The organism is Saccharothrix luteola (assembly GCF_020859565.1).
GTDB classification, from domain to species: Bacteria; Actinomycetota; Actinomycetes; order Mycobacteriales; family Pseudonocardiaceae; genus Actinosynnema; species Actinosynnema luteola.
This window is the reverse complement of sequence record NZ_JAJHUO010000004.1, coordinates 285,711-306,118: the sequence shown is the minus strand read 5'-3', so window position 1 is coordinate 306,118 and position 20,408 is coordinate 285,711. Positions and strand designations below refer to the sequence as shown.

Here is a 20,408-nt window from a genome sequence, read left to right as displayed (position 1 = left end):
GGTCGGGGACGTGCTGCACGGGAGGTCCGCCGAGCTGGCCGTGGTGGACGGTCTCTTGTCCGCCGCCCGCGCCGGTCGCAGCGGCGTGCTCGTGGTGCGCGGTGAGGCGGGCATCGGCAAATCGGCCCTGCTGTCCCACGCCGCCACCCGGGCAACCTCGCCCCCACCGGAATTGTCAGACCCCTTTGGCAGAATGAAAGCAGGGGACCCCCTGGCGGGTACCCCTGCGCAGCGACCACCCGGCACCGCCCGCGACAACGGCATCCCAGCCGGCGACAACCGCGCGCAAGCCGGCGAGAACCGCACCGCGATCGGCGACAACCGGACCCCGGCCGGCGACAACCGGACCCCGACCAATGCCGGGTTCCTGGTCCTGCGCGGCACGGCGGTGGAGTCCGAGTCGGTCGTGCCGTTCGCCGGCCTCAACCTCCTCCTCGGCACGGTCGTGGACCGGGTCGACGCCCTGCCGCCCAACCAGGCCACCGCACTGCGCGCCGCCCTCGGCCTCGCCCCGCCCGAAGGCGGCGACCACCACCTCGTCGGCCTGGCCGTCCTCACCCTCCTCGCCGACCTCGCCGACCAGCACCCCGTCCTCTGCCTGGTCGACGACGCGCACTGGCTGGACCAGGGCTCCGCCCGAGCGCTCGTCTTCGCCGCACGCCGCCTCCACGCCGAGGGCATCGCGATGATCTTCGCCGCCCGCGACCTGCACGCACCGCCGTTCCCCGCACCCGGCCTGCCCGAACTCCGCCTCACCGGCCTCACCCCGGAGCACGCCGCCGCCCTCCTCGAAGAGCACGCCGCCGACCTGCCCCGCTACGTCCGCGACCAGATCGCAGACGAAGCCCGCGGCAACCCGTTGGCGCTGCTCGAACTCCCCGCCGCCCAACGCGAAGGCCACCTGCCTGCCGCCCACGCCTACCGCGTCGCCGCCCTGCCCACCCACAGCCGCATCCAGCAGACCTTCGCCGACCGCATCGGCACGCTCCCCGAACGCACCCGCACCCTCCTCCTGGTAGCCGCCGCCGACGACACCGGCGACCCGGCCGCGGTGTTCGCGGCCGCGGAACTGCTGGGCGCGTCCGTCGACGACCTCGAAATCGCCGAACAACGCCAACTCCTGCGCTCCGACGACGGCCGGCTGACCTTCCGCCACCCCCTGATCCGCGCCGCCGCCTACCAGAGCGCGCCGCTCAAGCACCGCCTCACCGTCCACAAAGCACTCGCCGAGGTGCTGGACGACGCCCACCGCAGCGCCTGGCACCTGGCCGCCGCCACCACCGCGCCCGACGAGGACGTCGCCCAAGCCCTCGCCCGCACCGCCGAGGACGCCCGCAACCGGGGCGGCTACGTCGCCGTCGCCTCCGCCTACCACCGCGCCGCCGAACTCACCCCGGACCCGACCGAACGCGGCCACCGGCTGGCGGCGGCAGCGGGCGCGGCCGGCGCGGCGGGCCAGTTCGACCGCGCGGTCGCGCTCGCCGACCAGGCGTGGCACCTCGTGACCGACACGTTGGACGGCGCGCGGGTGGCACGCATCCAGGCGAGGTTGGCCGCCGAGCAGGGACGGCCGGCGGAGGCCGCGGCGCAACTCGCCCGCGCCGTCACGTGCGCCCGGCACGCCGATCCCGAGCTGGCGGGGGAGATGCTGTTCCACGCCGCCAACAACGCGTGGGCCGGCCGCGACTTCGACCTGCTCCGGGACGTCGTGGCACGTGCCGAGGGCCTGCCCGGCGCCGACGACACCCGGGGCGTCGCCAAGGCCGCCCTCGGCCTGGAAGGCGAGGACGTCCCCGGCGGCATGGCCGCGTTGCGCAAGCTCCTCGACTCCCCGTACGTCGGCGGGCCCGGCAACGCGGTCACCGCCTGGTGGAACCTCGTCCTCGGCGACGACCAAGCGGCCCACGCCTGGGCGTTCGACCTGGAACGCCAGTCACGCGCCCAAGGCGCTCTCGGCGTGCTGCCCCGAGCCCTCGCCTACCTGGCCCGCGGCCGCCTGCACCTCGGCCACCACCGCGACGCGCGCGCCACCGCCGAGGAAGGGCTCCGCATCGCCGCGGACATCGGCCAGGAGTTCAGCGTCGGTTACCTGGCCGCCGTGCTCGCCGAACTGGCCGCCATCGAGGGTGACGAGACCAGGTGCGAGGAGCTGGTGACGACGTTGGTCGGCGGCGCGCCCCAGTCCGTGCGGGCCGCGTGCGCGTTGGCGTTGCTGGACCTGGGCCTCGGCAGGCACGAGGCCGTGCTGGACCGGTTGGCCGACGTCGCCGCGGGCGCGCACCGGCTCTACTCCGTCACCAGCCTGCCCGACGTGGTGGAGGCGTCCGCCCGGCTGGGCAGGCCGCACGACGACGCCGCCCGCTGGTACGACGAGTGGGCGTCGAGCACCGGCCAACCGTGGGCGCTCGCCGTCTCCGCGCGCTGCCGCGCCCTGCTCACCAACGACGAGCAGTGGTACTCGAAGGCCGTCGACCTGCACCGCGTCGACGACAGCCGCCCGTTCGAACGCGCCCGCACCGAGCTGCTGTACGGGGAGTGGCTGCGCCGGGCCCGCCGCAAGGCCGACGCCCGAACGCACCTGCGGTCGGCGTCGGAGGTGTTCGAACGGCTCGGCGCGACACCGTGGGCCGCCCGCGCCCGCACCGAGCTGCGCGCCACCGGCGAGAGCCGCGCCGTGCCGGGGCCGGACCCGCTCAGCGCCCTCACCCCACAGGAACTGCAGGTCGTGCGGCTGGCCGCGGAGGGCCTGAGCAACCGGGACATCGGCGCGCAGCTGTTCCTGAGCCCGCGCACGGTCGGCTACCACCTCTACAAGGCGTACCCGAAGCTCGGCGTCACGTCGCGGGTGGAACTCGGCAAGCTCGCCCTCGCGTAGCCGACCGGGGTGGCCAACTGGTCTAGACCCATTGACATCTCCTCCCGGGCGTACGCACGCTTGACGGCAGCCGGCCGCCGCCTTGCCCTAGGAGGACCAACGGTGAAACCCCCAGCGAGGACGGCGCGAGCGCTCGCCGCCCTGGTGATGGTGTCCGGCGCGATCGTCGCCTGGAACACCGGCACCACCACGGCCTCGGCCGCCGAGCCCCTGAACAGCCTCGTCCCCGTGCCGGTCTCGGTGCAGCCCGCCGCCGGCGTCACGCACGCGATCACGGCCGACACCCGGATCCACACCACGGCCGCCGCGCACGGCGTCGGAGACCACCTGGCCGCCCTGCTCCGCCCGTCGACCGGCTACGCCCTGCCGGTCGCGGACACCACCGGCGTCCCGGCCGACGGCATCGCGCTGCTCCTCGGCGGCGCGCCGGCGTCCGTCGGCGACCAGGGCTACCAGCTCACCGTGACGTCCGCGGCCGTGCAGCTGCGGGCCAATACGGCGGCGGGCCTGTTCGCGGGTGTGCAGACGTTGCGCCAACTGCTGCCCGCCAAGGTCGAGAGCCGGACCGCGCAGCCGGGCCCGTGGACCGTGCCGGGCGTGACGATCACCGACCACCCGCGCTTCGCCCACCGCGGCGCGATGCTCGACGTGGCGCGGCACTTCCACCCCGTCGCCGCGGTCAAGCGGTACCTCGACCAGCTCGCCCTCTACAAGGTGAACTACTTCCACCTGCACCTGACCGACGACCAGGGCTGGCGCATCGTCGTCGACAGCTGGCCCCGGCTGGCGACGCACGGCGGCAGCACGCAGGTCGGCGGCGGGCCGGGCGGGTACTACACCAAGGCGCAGTACCAGGAGATCGTCGCGTACGCCGCCGCCCGGCACATCACCGTCGTGCCCGAGGTCGACCTCCCCGGCCACACCAACGCGGCGCTGGCCTCCTACGCCGAGCTGAACTGCAATGGCGTCGCGCCCGCGTTGCGCACGGACATCGCGGTGGGCTACTCGTCCCTCTGCGTGTCCAAGGAGATCACCTACACGTTCGTGGAGGACGTGATCCGCGAGATCGCCGCGTTGACGCCCGGCCCGTACTTCCACATCGGCGGCGACGAGGCGAACGCGACCACGGACCAGGAGTACCAGGCGTTCATGAGCCGCGTGCTGCCGCTGGTCGGCAAGTACGGCAAGAAGCCCATGGGCTGGCACGAGTTCGTCAAGACGACCGCGGACACGGGCGCTGTCGCGCAGTACTGGGGCACGACGACGTCCAACGCGGTCGTCCAGAACGCCGCCGCGCGTGGGCAGAAGATCGTGATGTCGCCCGCGAACAAGGCCTACCTGGACATGAAGTACCACTCCGGGACGCCCCTCGGCCTGAGCTGGGCGGGTTTCGTCGAAGTCCGCGACGCCTACGACTGGAACCCCGGCACGCACGTCAGCGGCGTCCCGGAATCCGCCGTCCGCGGCGTGGAAGCTCCACTGTGGACGGAAACGATCGTGACACCGGCCCACATCGACCACATGGCGTTCCCGCGCCTGTCCGCGATCGCCGAGCTGGCGTGGTCACCGTGGTCGACCCACAACTGGGACGCGTTCCGCCTCCGCCTCGGCGCCCAAGCACCGCGCTGGGCCGCGATGGGCATCGACTTCTACCGCTCACCCCAAGTCCCCTGGGCCGACAACGGCACCACCACCACGACCACCACCACCCAACCATCCGGCACCTGGGCCCCTAACCGCGCGTACACGGCGGGCACCCAAGTCACCTACAACGGCGTCACCTACCAGTGCCGCCAGTCGCACACCTCGCTACCCGGCTGGGAACCACCGAACGTCCCGGCCCTCTGGCAACGCCTCTGACCCGAACGTAGAACTCACGGGCCCTGAGTGTTCGACACGGGGGACCTGAGTGTTCGACCACCCCGACGCAAACCTGAAACCCGCGCGTGTCGAACGTCCGGGCCCCGTGTGTCGAACGTTCGGGTCCCGCGTGTCCTACGTTCAGGGACCCCGAGTTCAACGGTCAGGACACGACGCGGGCGGCGGAGACCGGACGGTCCGACACCGGGAACGTCCGCGCGGACGACGTGTTCACGCTCCACCGGTACCGGCTGAACTCGCCGGTGGCGTCGGACGCGTAGAACATCATGTGCCCGTACCCCGCGCCGTCCGTCGCGGCGGTGGCGTTGAAGATCCGGTTGTCCGGGAACCGGAAGTAGTTGCCCACCCCGTACACGCCGTGCGGCTCGGACGTGCAGTCCACGACCTCCACCGCGTACTGCGTCTCACCGGGGAAGTTCAGGGCCCGGGTCGGCGCGGTGTAGACGCCCTTCACCGAACGCACCATCACCACGTGCCCGGTGTTGGTGTCCTGGTCGTTGCGGTAGTCGACGGCGATCAGGTCACCCGGACGAAGGTCCGCCACCCTGGTGACGCGCTCGAAGTGCGGGATCTCCCGCTCCGCGAACGCCGCCCGGTAGTCCCGCGCGAACGGGCTCGCCACGCCGAAGTGGGCGCTGAAGAACCCTGAAGTCGCCCACTTGTACGTGCGCTTCAGCACGGCGGTCAGGAACGACGCGCACTGGCTCTGGTTGACCCACCCGGACGCGTCACCGGGCGAGCCCCACCGGACCACGTTCGGCTGGTCCGGCTCCTTGTAGGTGTTGTTGGCCAACGGGCACGTCGGCAACGACAGGTAGCCGACCAGGTGCTCGGCTTCCAGCAGGTGCGGTGTGGACGGCCGGTGTGGACGCGGCGTCCGGGCCGACGCGGCGGTCGTCCCGGGGGTCGCGGTCGCCGGTGCGGCGACGGCGGTTCCCCCGGAGAACGATCTGCGCGACAGGTCCATCGTGCGACTCCCCCTTCGATGCGGGCCCGCATACCGTAGTCGAAGGGGGTGGGCCGCACGTGGCGGTTCAGCGCGCGTAGACCAGCAGAACGGTGGTCAGCACGGTGCAGAGGGCGAGCATCGTGGCGATCCCGGTCATCGCCGCACCGGCCGACAGCAGGACCCGGGTGAGCATGCCGAGCACTCGGCGCAGGAGCTTGGCCAGGCCCATGACCAGCGCCATCGCGCCGACCATGATCATCACCACCAGCGGCGTCCACTCGGTGGTCTCGGACGTTTGAGCTAACGCGGTGAGCATGTTCATGATGACCCCCGGATGGCTTCCTGGGTGAACTTCACCTCTACTCACTGAAGTTGACTGAACCTCAGTAACTTGAGCGTAAGTGCGGTGTACCGGACTGACAAGCCCCTGATGGGCGTAGCGACTCGTGACTTTTCTCCGCAATCGTGTATGTTTCACGCTTCAGCTGTTACGCTGAAGTTCACTGAAGGGCGCGCGGACGTGGTCGTTGCGGAGGACTCCCACTTGCTGGCGCACCGCCTTCGGGCGCTGCGTGAAGAGCGGTGGCCCGACGTGACGATCACGCAGAGCGACCTGGCGCAAGCGTTCAGTGCCGAGAAGCCGGCCAGCGTGCCCCTGCTGTCGTCCTGGGAGAGCCGCAGCAAGCCCAAGACGCCGCCGCTGAACCGCCTCGCCGCCTACGCCACGTTCTTCGCCACCAGGCGCTCCGTCGCCGCCCGCCCCTACCGGCTGATCCCGGTGGAGGAGCTGACCCCCGACGAGCTGCGCCACCGGGAAGAACTGCTGCGCGAACTGGCCGACCTGCGCGCCGCCGTCGAACGCGAGGACGGCGCGACCCCGGCCCAGGACCGCGCCGACCGGGGCTTCTGGTACTTCGACGACCGGTACGACATCACGATCGTCGTCGCCCAGCTCCCGGCCGACATGCGGGCGAAGATGCCCTACTCCGACCCCACGCAGCCGGACTACGTCGAGCTCTACACCTACGCCGACCTCGACGCCCTGATCGAGCTGCACGGCCACATCCGCGCGCTCAACCCGCGCAGCCAGGTCAACTTCCGCATCGCCTCCGACCTGGCGCCCGACGACTACACCACGCACCTCGTGCTGCTCGGCGGCGTCGACTGGAACCTCGTCACCCGCGAGCTGCTCGACCGCGTCGACCTGCCGATCACGCAGGTGGCGCGGCACGACGAGGCCGAAGCGGGCGGGTTCGTGGTGCGCGACCGCGAAGGCCGCGAACGCCTCTTCGCGCCGAAGCTCGGCAACCACCGCGGCCACGAGGTCCTGCTCGAGGACGTCGGCCACTTCTACCGCGGCACCAACCCGTTCAACCACAAGCGGACGGTGACGATCTGCAACGGCCAGTACGGCAGGGGCACCCTCGGTGTCGTGCGGGCTCTGACGGACAGCAGGTTCCGCGACCGCAACGGCGCGTACCTGGAGTCCCGCTTCGCGGGCGCGAACGCCTACAGCGTCCTCACGAGGGTGCAAGTGGTGAACGGCCGGGTCGTGACGCCGGACTGGAACCTGCCCGAATCCCGCCTCGTCGAATGGCCGGAGGGCCCGGGTTGAACGCCACCGCCCCTGCGCTCGTGGAGCACCACGCGTCGCACGGCAAGCTGCTGACCACAGTGGACGTCCGAGACTGCCCGCAGGGGGCCGTCGACGCGATCATCGTGCCGACCAACCGCCCGTGGAGCTACCTCGGCACGGCGGCCGACGTCGCCGCCGAGCTCGACCGGCCGCTGGTCGTGCTCACCAGCGGCGCCGCCGCACCCGACCGGGCCGCGAAACTGGCCCGCACCAGGGGCGTCGAGATGCTGGTGGTCGACGTCAGCGCGCTGCCCTCCTCGCTCATGCCCCGCCAGTCGGCCACCACGAAGGTGTTGGGCCCCACGGAGTTCATGCGGCACACCGACACCAGCTTCAAGCGCAACCTCGGCCTGCTGGTGTCCCGGGTGGTCGGCTGGGAGCGGGTGGCGTTCCTGGACGACGACATCACCGTGCCGACGCCGTCCGACCTCGACGCCGCCGCGGGCCTCGTCTCGGAGGGCTACGCGGCCGTCGGGCTGGAGGTCGGCGGCTTCCCGGACAACTCCGTGGTCTGCCACGCGCACCGAGAGACCGGCGGCGACCAGGGCACGTTCATCGGCGGCGGCGCGCTGGTCGTCGGTCGCGAGTCGATGACCTCGTTCTTCCCGACGATCTACAACGAGGACTGGTTCTTCCTGCTCGACGACGCGGGCCTGCGCCGCTCGGCGATCACGGGCAAGGTGGAGCAGAAGCCGTACGACCCGTTCGCCAACGAGTCGCGGGCGCAGGTGGAGGAGTTCGGCGACTGCCTCGCCGAAGGGGTGTTCGCGCTGCTGGACGACGACGGCGGCTTCGAGGCGGCGGCGGACGAGGGTTACTGGACCGAGTTCCTGCACGGCCGGATCGCCCTGATCGACAGCATCCTCGACCGGATCAGGTCACGGGGACGGCGTGACGACGAGGCGTTGCGGATGGAGATCGCCCTGCGCGCCGCGCGCAAGCGCTGCGAAGCCATCCCGCCGTCGCTGTGCGTGCGGTACCTCAAGGCGCTCGCCCAGGACCGGCGCACGTGGGCGGCGCACGTCGCGACCTTCCCCGGCGGCACGGTCGGGTTGCGCGGCGCGGTGACGGAGCTGGGCCTGGTCGGTCACGCCGCCTACGTCGCCCGCTGAGCACGCCTCCCATGTGGCGGAACGCTCAGTCCGCGGCGCGCGCCGGCGATTAGGCTCCCCTGCTGGGACGCAGACGGTAGGAGGGCGCATGACGAGCACCGATGGTCGGCAGAAGTGGCTGACCGTCGCCGAGGAGCTGGCCGCGGCGTTGCGGGTCGACGCGGCGGAGCGCGACCGGCGCGGTGCGGAGCCCTCGGCCGAGGTCGGGGCGTTGCGGCGGTCCGGGCTGCTCAAGGTCGACGACTGGGCCACGCAGCAGGCGGTGACCAGGGTCGTCGGCGCGGCGGACGCCAACATCGGCCACCTCCTCGGCTACCACTACCTGCAGGTCTGGCGCAGCGGCCTGTTCGACAACCCGCGCCACCTACCCGACCTCTCCGGTGCCGACCTCTCCGGTGCCGACCTCTTCTGGGCAGGCGTGAGCAACCCGCTCGACGCCGCCCTGGAGCTGCGGCCCGTCGACGGCGGGTTCGAGGTCACGGGCCGCAAGACGTTCGCCACCGGCGCGTCGGTGGCCGACCGGCTCGTGGTCAGCGCCACCCACGCCGAGACCGGCGCCAAGATCACCTTCACCCTCGACGCCAAGGCCGACGGCATCACCTACGCCGGTGACTGGGACAACATCGGCCAACGCCTCACCGCCAGCGGCGGCGTGGTGTTCGACCACGTGCACGTGCCGTCCGACCAGGTCCTCGGCGCGCACGACGAGAACAGCCCGCGCCTCTCGCTGGCCGCCCTCGGCTTCCAGCTCGTGCTAGCCCAGCTGTACGTGGCGATGGCCGAGGGCGCGCTGGCCGAAGCCGCCCAGTACACCCGCACGACCACCCGACCGTGGTTCCTCAGCGGCGTCGACACGGCCACCGCCGACCCGTACGTCCTCGGGACCTACGGGGAGCTCGTCGCCGACACGCAGGCCGCCGGCTTCCTCACCGACCACGCCTCGGCCGAGCTCGACCAGGCCTCCCGGCGCGGCGCCGACCTGACCCGGACCGAACGCGCCGAGACCGCCGCCGCCATCTCGTCGGCCAAGGTCGTCGCCACCAAGGTCGCCAACCAGACCACCAGCCGGGTGTTCGAGCTGTGCGGCGCACGGGCCACCGCCGCCGGCTACGCCTTCGACCGGTTCTGGCGCAACGCCCGCACCCTCACCCTGCACGACCCCGTGTCGTACAAGGCGCGCGAGGTCGGCGCGTACTACCTCACCGGCGAGCACGCGCCGTTCACCGGGTACAGCTGATGGAGCCGTTGCTGGCGCGCAGCGTGCGCCTCGAGGACGACGGCGTGCACATCCTGGACCGGCGCAACTTCCCGTTCGAGAAGACGTGGGTGCGCTGCGGCACGGTCGCCGAGGTCGCCAAGGCCATCGAGGACATGGTCACCCAGTCCTCCGGCCCGTACTTCGCCGCGCTGTGGGGCATGGTGCTGGCCGCCCGCGAGGCCCGCGGCCTGCCGCGCGACGAGGCCCGCGCCCACCTCGACCGGGCCGGGCAGCTCCTGATCGCCACCCGCCGCACCAACAACCACCTGCGCAAGGCCGTGGCCGCGGTGCTGGCGGGCGTCGACGCGAACGACGACCTCCAAGCCGGCGCGCTGGAAGGCGCGAAGGCGGGGGACGAGCGCTACCGCAGCCGCAGCCGCAGCCTCGGCGCGCACACCGCCGAGCTGCTGCCGGACGGGGCCGCGGTGCTCACGCACTGCTGGGCCGACCTCTACCTGACCGAGACCGTCGCCGCTGCTCAGGCGATGGGCAAGCGTTTGCGGTTCCTCTGCACCGAGACCCGCCCGTACCTCCAGGGCGCCCGCCTGACCGCGGAGACGCTGGGGGAGATGGGCGTCGACACGACCCTGATCACCGACGGCATGGGCGCGGCCGTCATGTCGACCGGCGACGTGGACGTGCTGCTGACCGCCGCCGACCGCGTCACCATGGACGGGCACGTGGTCAACAAGGTCGGCACGCTCGGCCTCGCCATCGCGGCGCACGCGTTCGACGTGCCGTTCCTGGCCATGGTGCAGGCCCCGGACCGCCTGGCGCCGACCGCCGCCGACGTGCCGATCGAGTACCGGCCGGGCGACGACGTGCTGCACACGCTCGGCCGCCGCACGGCCACCGACCGGGCGCGGGGCCTGTACCCGGCGTTCGACGTCACGCCGCCGCGGTTCGTCACGACGGTGGTGACCGACCGCGGTGCGTACGCTCCGGGCGGTTTGGCCGATTACTACGTTGGGGACGTTCATGAGTGAGTGGGTAGTGCTGGACATCGAAGGCACGCTCAGCGCCACCGACCAGGTCCTGGTCACGCTGTACGACTACGCCCGGCCGCGCCTGGGGCCGTGGATCGACCAGCACGGTGACGACCCGGCCGTCGCCGAGGCCGTGGCGCAGATCCGCGAGCTGTCCGGTGTGGACGGCGGCACGGACGAGCTGGTGCGCGTGCTGCACGGCTGGATGGACGCCGATCAGAAGGTCACGCCGCTGAAGACGTTGCAGGGCCTGATCTGGCAGCGCGGGTACGCCGAGGGCGACCTGGTGGCCGAGTTCTTCCCGGACGTCGTGCCCGCGCTGCGCGAGTGGCACGCGGAGGGCACGAAGCTGGCCGTGTTCTCCTCGGGTTCGGTGGCCGGTCAGGTGGCGTTCTTCGCCCACACCACGGACGGCGACCTCACCTCGTTGTTCGAGTTCCACTTCGACACCGTGAACGCGGGCCCCAAGCGAGAGGCCTCGTCGTACCTCAAGATCGCCTCCGTGCTCGGCTCGACCGACATCACCTTCTACTCCGACGTCCCCGCCGAGCTGCACGCCGCCGCCGAGGCGGGCTGGCGGACGGTCGGCGTCGCCCGCCCCGGCGAGCCGTACGGCGACGCGGACTTCGGTCCACACCGGACGGTGCAGGCCCTGTGAGAACCGGCTCTGTGACACCCGGTGAGGCGCTGGCCGCCGAGTGCGCCCGGTACACCGCGATGGGGTGGATGCGCGGCACGTCCGGCAACCTCTCCGTGGTCGTGGGCCGCGACCCCCTGCGGCTCGCGGTGACCGTCAGCGGCAAGGACAAGGGCGAACTCGCGCCGGACGACGTGGTGGTCGTCGACGCCGAGGGCCGCACGGACGACCCGGTGCGCGTGCCGTCGGCCGAAGCGGGCCTGCACGGGCGGATCGCGGCGGTGTCCGGCGCCGGCGCGGTGGTCCACGTGCACGCCCTGGCGCCCGTGGTCGCGGCCGAGCTCTGGCCCGACGGCGTCGAGCTGCGCGACCTGGAGATGCTCAAGGGCTTCGGGCGGCAGGCGCACGAGACCGTCGTCGTCCCCGTGGTCCCGAACAGCCAGGACATGACCGAGCTCGGCGACGCGTTCGAGGCCGGTTTCCGCGCGGACGTGCCCGCCTTGCTCGTCGCCCGCCACGGGGTGTACGTCTGGGGTGACGACCTCTACCAGGCCCGGCACCGGCTGGAGTGCTTGGAGTGGCTGTTGCGCTTCAAAGCCGAGACCTACAGGAGGTAGGCGCGATGACGTTGCTGACCGTGTGGTCGGACACCGACCCGGAGACCGCTCTGGTGCGCACCGCCGACCCCGCCGAGATCGCGGCCGAGCTGAAGCAGCTGGGCGTCCGGTACGAGCAGTGGCCGGTCGTGCCGGGTGTGACCGCCGAGAACGCCTTGGAGGTGTACGCCGAGCAGGTCGCCCGCGTCACCGAGACCGAGGGCTACGTCCTGGTCGACGCGACCGAGATGACCCCGTCGGACGACCCGGAGTGGCTCGCGTCGGCCGGGCAGGCGCGGCTGAAGTTCCTGGCCGAGCACACCCACGACGACGACGAGGACCGGTACTTCGCGCGCGGCTCCGGCGTGTTCTACCTGCACGTCGAGGGGCGCGTGTACGCGGTGCTGTGCGAGGCGGGCGACCTGCTGAGCGTGCCCGAGAACACCACGCACTGGTTCGACATGGGCACCCGGCCGGACTACGTGTCGATCCGGTTCTTCCACGACGACGACGGCTGGGTCGGCAACTTCACCGGCAGCGAGATCGCCAAGGCGTTCCCGACGTACGACGCGCTCATGGCGGGTCACCGAGCGAGCTGAGCTCGCCGGCGAGGTTGGCCTTGGCGCGGACCTCCCACCGCGCACGCGCGTGCGGCGTGACGTACAGCGGATCGCGCCGGGCCAGCGCGTGCAGGACGCCCGCCCGCCCCACCCGCCACGCGTCGTCCGGCACGTGCGCGTACTCGGCGCGCACGGCCGTGCGGTAGCGCTCGTAGGTGGCCGGGTCGGAGCCGAGCACGGCCAGGTCGGCGTCCAGGAGCAGGCACGTCAGCGGGTCGTCCGAGGCGTGGTCCGCGGTGGCCAGCACGAGCTCGGCCACCGCGTCGGCCTCGGGCAGGCCGGTCAGCCGTTCCCGGGCCCACTCGGCGCTGCGCCGCTCGTCCTCGCCCGGCACGCCGTCGTAGATCACGTCGTGCGCCAGCGCCGCGAGCGTCAGCACAGCGCGCTCACGTGCCGTGTGATCGACGGCCAGGGCGTTCACGTCCCGGACGACGGCCAGCACGTGCTCGGCGTTGTGGTAGCCGCGGTGCGGTTCGGCGTACCGTTCGGCGAGGTCACCCGGTCCGTGCGCGCCACCCAGCACCCGGACCGCGTCGTGCCACCGCGCTTCCAGCTCACGCATCGGGCAACCTCACCGTGAACGCCGCGCCGCCCTCGGGCGCGGGACCGGCCTCGATCGTGCCACCCAGCCGGGTCACCAGACCGTGCACCAGCGCGAGTCCCAGACCCGTGCCGACCGGCCGGGAGCGCTCGTACTTGGCGTGCAGCGCTCCCTTCCGGAACGCGACCCGGTAGTCCTCCTCGGACAGCCCCGGACCGCCGTCGCGCACCTGGAGCACGTCGTGCAGCGCCAACACCACCGGCCGACCGGCGGGCGTGAGGCGCAGCGCGTTCTCCAGCAGCCCGTCCAGCACCTGCCGCACCCGCCGGGCGTCCGTCGTCCGCACGGTCGGCCGCGACGGCGCCTCCAGCCGGAACTCGACCCCCTTCGCCGCGCACCGGGCCCGCCACACCTCGGCGGCGGCCGTGACGACCTCGGTCAGGTCCACCGGGGCGAGGTCGACGCGGAAGTCGTCCGCACCCAGCCTGGCCAGGTCCAACAGGTCCGTCACCAGTCGGTCGAGCCGGTGCGCCTCCTCGGAGATCGTGCGGCCGACCGACGGCACCTCCGGCCCTGACACCACACCGTCGGCCAGCGACTCGGCGAACCCGCTCACCGCGGTCAACGGCGTGCGCAGCTCGTGCGAGACCGACAGCAGGAACTCCCGCTGCCTGGCCTCGCTGCGCGCCAACGCGTCGGCCAGGGCGTTCACCGCGCCGCCGACCTCGGCGACCTCCGCCGGCCCCTGCTCGGGCGCCCGCAGGTCACGCCGACCGCCGCTCATGGTGCGCGCGACCGCCGCCGTCCGCCGCAACGGGCGCGCGACCAGCTTGCCCAGCAACAACCCGGCCACCGCCGCGACCAGCAACCCGACGAGCAGCGCGAACGCGATGTTGCGCAGCAGCTTGCGCCCCGGCCCGTTGCCGAGCCCCGTCTCCTGCACCAGCGCGACCCCGTCGCGCACCTCGACCAGCCGCGTCCCGGCGACGCCCGACCTGACCCGGGCCTCCCGGACCGCGCGCACGGCCTGCGGATCACCGGTCAACCCGCCGTCCGGCCCGATCAGGACCACGGCGATGCCCTGCCCGCGCAGCACCTCGACCACCCGCAGCCGCCCGGCCCGACCACCGTCGAGCTGCCCGGCCACCACGTCGGCCTGGTCGGCCAACGCCTCGCGGCTCACCTCGCGTGCCGCGGTCAGCACCAGCCGGGCCGACACCAGACCCGCCACCACGACCGCCACACCGGCCACGGCCAGGCACAACGCCGTGATCCGGAACGCCAGGCTGGTGCGCGTCACGACGCCTCGACCGAGTAGCCGACCCCGCGCACGGTCCTGATCGGACTGCGGTCGCCGAGCTTCGCCCGCAACTGCGCCACGTGCACGTCCACCGTCCGCGTGCCCGCCGCCGCCGCGTAACCCCACACCGCGCTCAACAGCTGCTCGCGCGCGAACACCCGGCCGGGGTGCCGCATCAGGTGCGCCAACAGCTCGAACTCCGTCGACGTCAACGCCACCTCGACCTCACCCGCCCACACCCGCCGCCGGTCACCGTCCAGCTTCACGTCGCCGACCACGTGCACCGGGTTGACCTGCGGCGTTCCCCGGCGCAGCACGGTGCGCACCCTGGCCACCAGCTCACGCGGGCTGAACGGCTTGGTCACGTAGTCGTCCGCGCCCAGCTCCAGCCCGAGCACGCGGTCCACCTCGTCGTCGCGCGCGGTCACGAACAGCACCGGCGTCCAGTCGCCCGCCGCGCGCAGCGCCCGGCACACCTCGACCCCGTCCATCCCGGGCAGGCCGACGTCCAGCAGCACCGCCACCGGCCGCAACCGCCGCACCGCCGCCAAGGCCGCGTGCCCGTCCGCCTCCACGTGCACCCCGAACCCGTCCCGCCGCAGGTAGAGGCAGATCAGGTCGGCGATGGCCCGTTCGTCCTCCACGACCAGCACGAGTCCCTGCACGCCGGGAATCGTGGCACGGGGCCGGCGGCGGGCAGGGCCACGAGCGTGTTCGGGTTCGGTAAAGGCCGCCCGCATCCCCGCCACGGGGGAGATCCGGCCCATTCCAGGCCGCTTCGCATAACGACTCGGTCTCGGCCTGCATCATACGAACGGGTTAACGCGATAGAGCAGCGACGGAGCAGTCCGATCCGCCGAACGCCACATCGAGCCATGCGGAGAGCCCCATGAGCACGACAAGTCGCACCACGTTCGGAGCAGTCTCGTTGCTCGCCGTGATCGCAGCCGGTCTCCTCGCCACCGGCGCGTCCGCCCAGCCGAACCAGGACCCACCCCTGCCGGGCGACAGCCGCGCGACCGCCTTCACCGGCAACATCGCCATCGACCAGCAGGGCAACGCGTGTGCCGCCGTGGGCCTGCCGGGCACCGAGGCGACCCTGTCCGGCGGCTTCTCGGCCGACAGCACCTACATCGACATCACCGCCCACCCGTCCGGCTTCGTGATCACGGGAGTCGTCGTCAAGGGCGGCAACGCCTACAACGTCTACCCCGCTCTCGGCTCCCTGCCGTGGCTCGACCTGCACTCACCACTGAACGAGAACGGCACCCCGGCGGGCATCAGCCACTGGTTCGTCTGCCTGACCACCACCACGACCACCACGACAACAACCACCACGACCACCACCGCTCCCACCACAACGACAGCCACCACCACCTCGGCCGTGACCACCACGACCACCGTCACCACCACCACCACCACCACGCCGTCGACCACCACGCCGACCACCACCACCGTCCCGACAACCACCACCACCACGCAACCAGCCTTGATCGTGGCCGTCCCGACCACCACCACCACCAAAGCCGCCGGCGCGATCATCGTCCCCAAGTCGAACGACGGTCTGGCGAGCACCGGCTTCGACGGCTGGTGGCTGATCGTCGCCGGCCTGTCGCTCCTCGCCGCCGGCGCCGCGTTCCTCGCCTCGCCGAAGCTCCGCAAGTTCCTCCGTCGGTGAAACGGTCGTTACCGAACGTTGAGATCACCGACTCATAACAAATGCACTCCAACCCGCTTCGTCTGAATGGGCTACCTCGATAGAGGGATGCCCGGTGTAGTTCGATCCACCCGGTCAGCCCTCGAACCCGCGGAGCAGCACCCATGCGCATCACCACCCGCCGCCTAGTCGGAGCAGCCGCCCTGCTCGCCCTGAGCGCCACCGGCCTGCTGGGCGGCACCGCCTCGGCCTCGCCCGGCACCCCCCTCGAGTCGGGCGACGACCGCGCCACCGTGGTCGACGGCAACGTCGACATCGGCCAGCCCGGTAACGCGTGCGACGTCGTCGGCCTGCCCGGCGACGAGATGACCATGCCGGCGGGCACCTTCACCACCGAAGGCGTCAACATCACCATCACCGCCCACCCCGAGGGCTACACCGTCACCGGTGTCGTCGTGAAGGGCGGCAGCGCCTACAACGTCTACGACGCCGCGGACCTCGGCGACCTGGCCTGGGAAGACCTGCACCCGCCGGTCAACTCCAGCGGCGGCCCCGCGGGAATCAGCCACTGGTTCGTCTGCGCCGAGCAGGACGCCACGGTCACCACGACGCCGTCCACCCCGGACAGCACCACGCCGTCCACCCCGGCGACCACCACCGAGGTGACCCCGACGACCACCACGGAGTCCGTCGCGACCACCCCGACCACCACCTCGGCGCCCGCCGTGGCCGACGGCACCAACGACGGCGACCTGGCCAACACCGGCTACGACGGCGGCTGGATGCTGATCGTGGGCCTCGCCCTGGTCGCCGCCGGCGCCGCCTTCGTCGCCTCACCGAAGCTGCGCAACCTCCTGCGCCGCTAACCCCAGCACCCACCTCACCCACAGGGCCGCTCCCACCCCCGGGAGCGGCCCTCGTGCTACCCCACCCCCGCCCCACCCCCTGCTTCACCACTCCGATCACGCCGACCCCGCGAGGTCGCGTCGATCGTTCGCGTCCTCATTCTCCGGAGATCACGCTTTCGATCGTCGGAGAATCAGGGCGCGAACGATCGACTTCCCGGCGACCTCGCCGCCGTCTGCGGAGCAGCGGCCATCCAATCCTGTGACCTGCGCTACCTCACTTGATCCAGGGGGCAGCCCAGCCGCACCACCCGGAACACCGCCGTCTACGATCCGATGAGCCGGCGGCGCCACCCACCGGCGAAGCCAGAACCAGACAGTGCAGGAGGCACCGTGACGGCCGTAGCCCCGCAGCCGATCGCGACGCGGCCCTTCGGGACTCGCGACGCGGTCAAGGGTTCGTTCCTGCTGCGGATGTTCCGCACCACGGACCACAAGCAAATCGGCATCATGTACCTGGTCACGTCGTTCGCCTTCTTCATGGTGGGCGGCGCGATGGCCATGCTGATGAGGACCGAGCTGGCACGACCGGGCATGCAGTTCCTGTCCCAGGAGCAGTTCAACCAGCTGTTCACCATGCACGGCACGGTGATGCTGCTGCTCTACGCGACGCCCATCGTGTTCGGCTTCGCCAACTTCATCCTGCCGCTGCAGATCGGTTCGCCGGACGTCGCGTTCCCGCGGCTCAACGCCTTCTCGTACTGGCTGTACCTGTTCGGCGGCCTGATCGTGATGGCGGGCTTCCTCACGCCGGGCGGCGCGGCCGACTTCGGCTGGTTCGCCTACACCCCGCTGTCGAACGCCATCCACTCGCCCGGCGTCGGCGCCGACCTGTGGATCTCCGGCCTGGTCGTCGGTGGTCTCGGCACCATCCTCGGCGCGGTCAACATGATCACCACCGTGGTCTGCCTGCGGGCGCCCGGCATGACCATGTTCCGCATGCCGATCTTCACCTGGAACATCCTGGTGACGTCCGTGCTGGTGCTCCTGGCGTTCCCGATCCTGACCGCCGCGCTGCTGGGCCTGCTGGCCGACCGCCACCTGGGCGCGCACGTGTTCGACCCCGCCAACGGCGGCGTGATCCTGTGGCAGCACCTGTTCTGGTTCTTCGGCCACCCCGAGGTCTACATCGTCGCGCTGCCGTTCTTCGGCATCGTGTCGGAGATCTTCCCGGTGTTCAGCCGCAAGCCGATCTTCGGCTACAACGGCCTGGTCTACGCGACGCTGGGCATCGCGGCGCTGTCCGTGGCCGTGTGGGCGCACCACATGTACGCCACCGGCGCGGTGCTGCTGCCGTTCTTCGCGTTCATGACGTTCCTGATCGCGGTGCCCACCGGCATCAAGTTCTTCAACTGGATCGGCACGATGTGGAAGGGGCAGCTGACGTTCGAGACACCGATGCTGTTCAGCATCGGCTTCATCGTCACGTTCCTCTTCGGCGGTCTGTCCGGCATCCTGCTGGCCGCGCCGGCGATCGACTTCCACGTGTCCGACACGTACTTCGTCGTCGCGCACTTCCACTACGTGCTCTACGGCACGATCGTGTTCGCCACGTTCGCGGGCATCTACTTCTGGTTCCCGAAGATCACCGGCCGGATGATGGACGAGCCGCTGGGCAAGCTCCACTTCTGGACCACGTTCCTCGGCTTCCACGCGACGTTCCTGGTGCAGCACTGGCTGGGCAACGAGGGCATGCCGCGCCGGTACGCGGACTACCTGCCCAGCGACGGCTTCACCACGCTGAACACGATCTCGACGATCGGCGCGTACATCCTCGGCGCGTCCACGCTGCCGTTCATCTGGAACATCTTCAAGTCCTACCGGTACGGCGAGACCGTGAAGGTGGACGACCCGTGGGGCTTCGGCAACTCGCTGGAGTGGGCGACCTCGTGCCCGCCGCCGCGGCACAACTTCACCGAGCTGCCGCGCATCCGCTCGGCGCGCCCGGCGTTCGAGCTGCACTACCCGCACATGATCGAGCGGCTGCACAGCGAGGCGCACGTGACGTTCACCGGCAAGGCCATCGCGCACGAGGACGCGAAGCCCGCGCCGTCGGAGGTGGCCGCCGCCGCTGTGCAATCGGGCACAGCCTCGGAGGACACCGAGGGCGACCACAAGTAGCGCTTGTAACCTGAGCGCAGGTTCAACGGCGAGCCCCGACGACCAGCGTCCGATCCCTCGGACCGCGGTCTCGGGGCTCGTCGCTGTCTGGCATAGGAGCCATCAGTGACCAAGCCCAGCGCCACGCCCGTCCTGATCACCGTCACCGGACCGGACAAGCCGGGGGTCTCCTCCGTGCTCTTCGCGGTGCTGACCAGGCACGGCGTGGAGATCCTCGACGTCGAGCAGGTCGTCATCCGCGGTCGGCTGGTGCTCGGCGTGCTCGTGGCCGCCGACCGCGACCCCGAGGGGTTGCAGGAGGCCGTCGAGCAGGCCATGGCGACGGTGTCCATGCACGTCGAGGTGGAGATCGGCGCGGACTCGAAGCGGACGGCGCGGCTGGAGTCCAGCCACGTGCTGATCCTGCTCGGCCGCCCGGTCACGGCGCGCGCGTTCACCGAGGTGGCGCGTCGGCTCGCGGCGCTCGGCGTGAACATCGACGCGATCCGCGGTGTCGCCGACTACCCCGTCACCGGCCTCGAGCTGCGGGTTTCGGTGGCCGACGACACGCCGGAGAGCGACGCGCAGCTGCGGTCGGCGTTGGCCGAGGTGGCGGTGCGCGGCGGGCTCGACATCGCGGTGGAGCGGGCCGGGCTGACCCGGCGGGCCAAGCGGCTGGTGGTGTTCGACGTCGACTCCACGCTGATCCAGGGCGAGGTGATCGAGATGCTGGCCGCGCACGTCGGGGTGGAGCCGCAGGTCAAGGAGATCACCGACGCGGCGATGCGCGGCGAGCTCGACTTCACCGAGTCGCTGCGGCGGCGGGTGGCGCTGCTGGAGGGCCTGGACGAGTCCGTGCTGGACGAGGTCGCCGAGTCGCTGGAGCTGACGCCCGGCGCGCGGACGACGGTGCGGACGTTGAAGCGGCTCGGGTTCCGCTGCGGTGTGGTGTCCGGCGGCTTCACGCGCGTGATCCAGCGGCTGGTCGACGACCTCGGCCTGGACTTCTGCGCGGCCAACGAGCTGGAGATCGTGGACGGCAAGCTGACCGGCCGGGTCGTCGGCGAGGTCGTGGACCGGGCGGGCAAGGCGGTGGCGCTGCGGCGGTTCGCCGACGAGCAGGGCATCACGCTGGCGCAGACCGTGGCCGTCGGCGACGGCGCCAACGACATCGACATGCTCGGCGCGGCCGGGCTGGGCATCGCGTTCAACGCCAAGCCCGCGTTGCGCGAGGTGGCGGACACGGCGCTGTCGCACCCGTTCCTGGACGCGGTGCTGTTCGTGCTCGGCGTGACGCGTGCGGAGGTGGAGGCCGCGGACGCGGCGGACGGTCTGGAGCTGAACCGGCTGTGAAC

General features: G+C 71.6%; 18 protein-coding genes. 13 read left to right on the top strand and 5 right to left on the bottom strand.

The features are described from left to right. Positions 1-10: 10 nt before the first annotated feature. Both LNK82_RS06890 and LNK82_RS06885 read left to right on the top strand, forming a co-directional pair. Positions 11-2,875 carry a helix-turn-helix transcriptional regulator gene (locus LNK82_RS06890; protein WP_230566082.1) on the top strand — a complete coding sequence of 955 codons (2,865 nt, stop codon included), beginning with the start codon at positions 11-13 and terminating at the stop codon, positions 2,873-2,875. Positions 2,876-3,022: 147 nt separating this feature from the next. After that, on the top strand, positions 3,023-4,735 hold the full coding sequence (locus LNK82_RS06885; protein ID WP_230566173.1) for a family 20 glycosylhydrolase: 1,713 nt from the start codon (positions 3,023-3,025) through the stop codon (positions 4,733-4,735). A 163-nt stretch (positions 4,736-4,898) separates the two neighbouring features. On the opposite strand, the gene LNK82_RS06880 is transcribed toward LNK82_RS06885, so the two are convergent. Next, positions 4,899-5,723 (bottom strand): hypothetical protein, encoded by an 825-nt coding sequence (locus tag LNK82_RS06880; RefSeq protein WP_230566081.1) that lies wholly within the window; start codon positions 5,721-5,723, stop codon positions 4,899-4,901. A 67-nt stretch (positions 5,724-5,790) separates the two neighbouring features. Further along, entirely contained in the window at positions 5,791-6,027 is a 237-nt protein-coding gene (locus LNK82_RS06875; protein ID WP_230566080.1) for a hypothetical protein, read from the bottom strand. 198 nt (positions 6,028-6,225) lie between these two features. Here LNK82_RS06875 and LNK82_RS06870 point away from each other — a divergent pair, with 198 nt between their 5' ends. From LNK82_RS06870 to LNK82_RS06840, 7 genes are all read left to right on the top strand, one after another. Continuing rightward, complete coding sequence (locus tag LNK82_RS06870; RefSeq protein WP_230566079.1) at positions 6,226-7,320, top strand: XRE family transcriptional regulator; 1,095 nt, start codon at positions 6,226-6,228, stop codon at positions 7,318-7,320. Beyond that, a complete protein-coding gene (locus LNK82_RS06865) occupies positions 7,317-8,453 on the top strand; it encodes a hypothetical protein (RefSeq protein WP_230566078.1) in 1,137 nt (378 codons plus the stop codon). Before LNK82_RS06870 ends, LNK82_RS06865 begins: the two co-directional genes overlap by 4 nt. Before the next feature lie 88 nt (positions 8,454-8,541). Further along, the gene (locus tag LNK82_RS06860; protein ID WP_230566077.1) at positions 8,542-9,690 is read left to right on the top strand and encodes an acyl-CoA dehydrogenase family protein; all 1,149 of its coding nucleotides are present in this window, start codon (positions 8,542-8,544) and stop codon (positions 9,688-9,690) included. Beyond that, the gene (locus tag LNK82_RS06855) at positions 9,690-10,697 is read left to right on the top strand and encodes a s-methyl-5-thioribose-1-phosphate isomerase (RefSeq protein ID WP_230566076.1); all 1,008 of its coding nucleotides are present in this window, start codon (positions 9,690-9,692) and stop codon (positions 10,695-10,697) included. Before LNK82_RS06860 ends, LNK82_RS06855 begins: the two co-directional genes overlap by 1 nt. Further along, the gene (gene mtnC / locus LNK82_RS06850) at positions 10,690-11,355 is read left to right on the top strand and encodes an acireductone synthase (protein ID WP_230566075.1); all 666 of its coding nucleotides are present in this window, start codon (positions 10,690-10,692) and stop codon (positions 11,353-11,355) included. The genes LNK82_RS06855 and mtnC overlap by 8 nt, the downstream gene beginning before the upstream one ends. 11 nt (positions 11,356-11,366) lie before the next feature. Next, positions 11,367-11,951: a methylthioribulose 1-phosphate dehydratase gene (gene mtnB / locus LNK82_RS06845; RefSeq protein WP_308257172.1), complete on the top strand. Its 585-nt coding sequence runs from the start codon at positions 11,367-11,369 to the stop codon at positions 11,949-11,951. A gap of 5 nt (positions 11,952-11,956) precedes the next feature. Continuing rightward, positions 11,957-12,529, top strand: a complete 573-nt coding sequence (locus LNK82_RS06840; RefSeq protein ID WP_230566074.1) for a 1,2-dihydroxy-3-keto-5-methylthiopentene dioxygenase — start codon at positions 11,957-11,959, stop codon at positions 12,527-12,529. Here LNK82_RS06840 and LNK82_RS06835 read toward each other — a convergent pair. From LNK82_RS06835 to LNK82_RS06825, 3 genes are read right to left on the bottom strand one after another with little or no spacing between them, the layout of a single operon-like run. Continuing rightward, positions 12,504-13,112 carry an HD domain-containing protein gene (locus tag LNK82_RS06835; RefSeq protein WP_230566073.1) on the bottom strand — a complete coding sequence of 203 codons (609 nt, stop codon included), beginning with the start codon at positions 13,110-13,112 and terminating at the stop codon, positions 12,504-12,506. The genes LNK82_RS06840 and LNK82_RS06835 overlap by 26 nt on opposite strands. Further along, entirely contained in the window at positions 13,105-14,391 is a 1,287-nt protein-coding gene (locus tag LNK82_RS06830) for a HAMP domain-containing sensor histidine kinase (protein ID WP_230566072.1), read from the bottom strand. Before LNK82_RS06830 ends, LNK82_RS06835 begins: the two co-directional genes overlap by 8 nt. Then, positions 14,388-15,056, bottom strand: a complete 669-nt coding sequence (locus LNK82_RS06825) for a response regulator transcription factor (RefSeq protein ID WP_230566071.1) — start codon at positions 15,054-15,056, stop codon at positions 14,388-14,390. The genes LNK82_RS06830 and LNK82_RS06825 overlap by 4 nt, the downstream gene beginning before the upstream one ends. A gap of 224 nt (positions 15,057-15,280) precedes the next feature. Between LNK82_RS06825 and LNK82_RS46610 the strand changes: the two genes are divergently transcribed. From LNK82_RS46610 to serB, 4 genes are all read left to right on the top strand, one after another. Further along, positions 15,281-16,069, top strand: a complete 789-nt coding sequence (locus tag LNK82_RS46610) for a hypothetical protein (RefSeq protein ID WP_268995870.1) — start codon at positions 15,281-15,283, stop codon at positions 16,067-16,069. A 143-nt stretch (positions 16,070-16,212) separates the two neighbouring features. After that, entirely contained in the window at positions 16,213-16,914 is a 702-nt protein-coding gene (locus LNK82_RS06815; RefSeq protein ID WP_230566070.1) for a hypothetical protein, read from the top strand. A gap of 372 nt (positions 16,915-17,286) precedes the next feature. Next, a complete protein-coding gene (ctaD, locus tag LNK82_RS06810) occupies positions 17,287-19,074 on the top strand; it encodes an aa3-type cytochrome oxidase subunit I (protein ID WP_230566069.1) in 1,788 nt (595 codons plus the stop codon). A gap of 105 nt (positions 19,075-19,179) precedes the next feature. Next, entirely contained in the window at positions 19,180-20,406 is a 1,227-nt protein-coding gene (gene serB, locus LNK82_RS06805) for a phosphoserine phosphatase SerB (protein ID WP_230566068.1), read from the top strand. Positions 20,407-20,408: the final 2 nt, after the last annotated feature.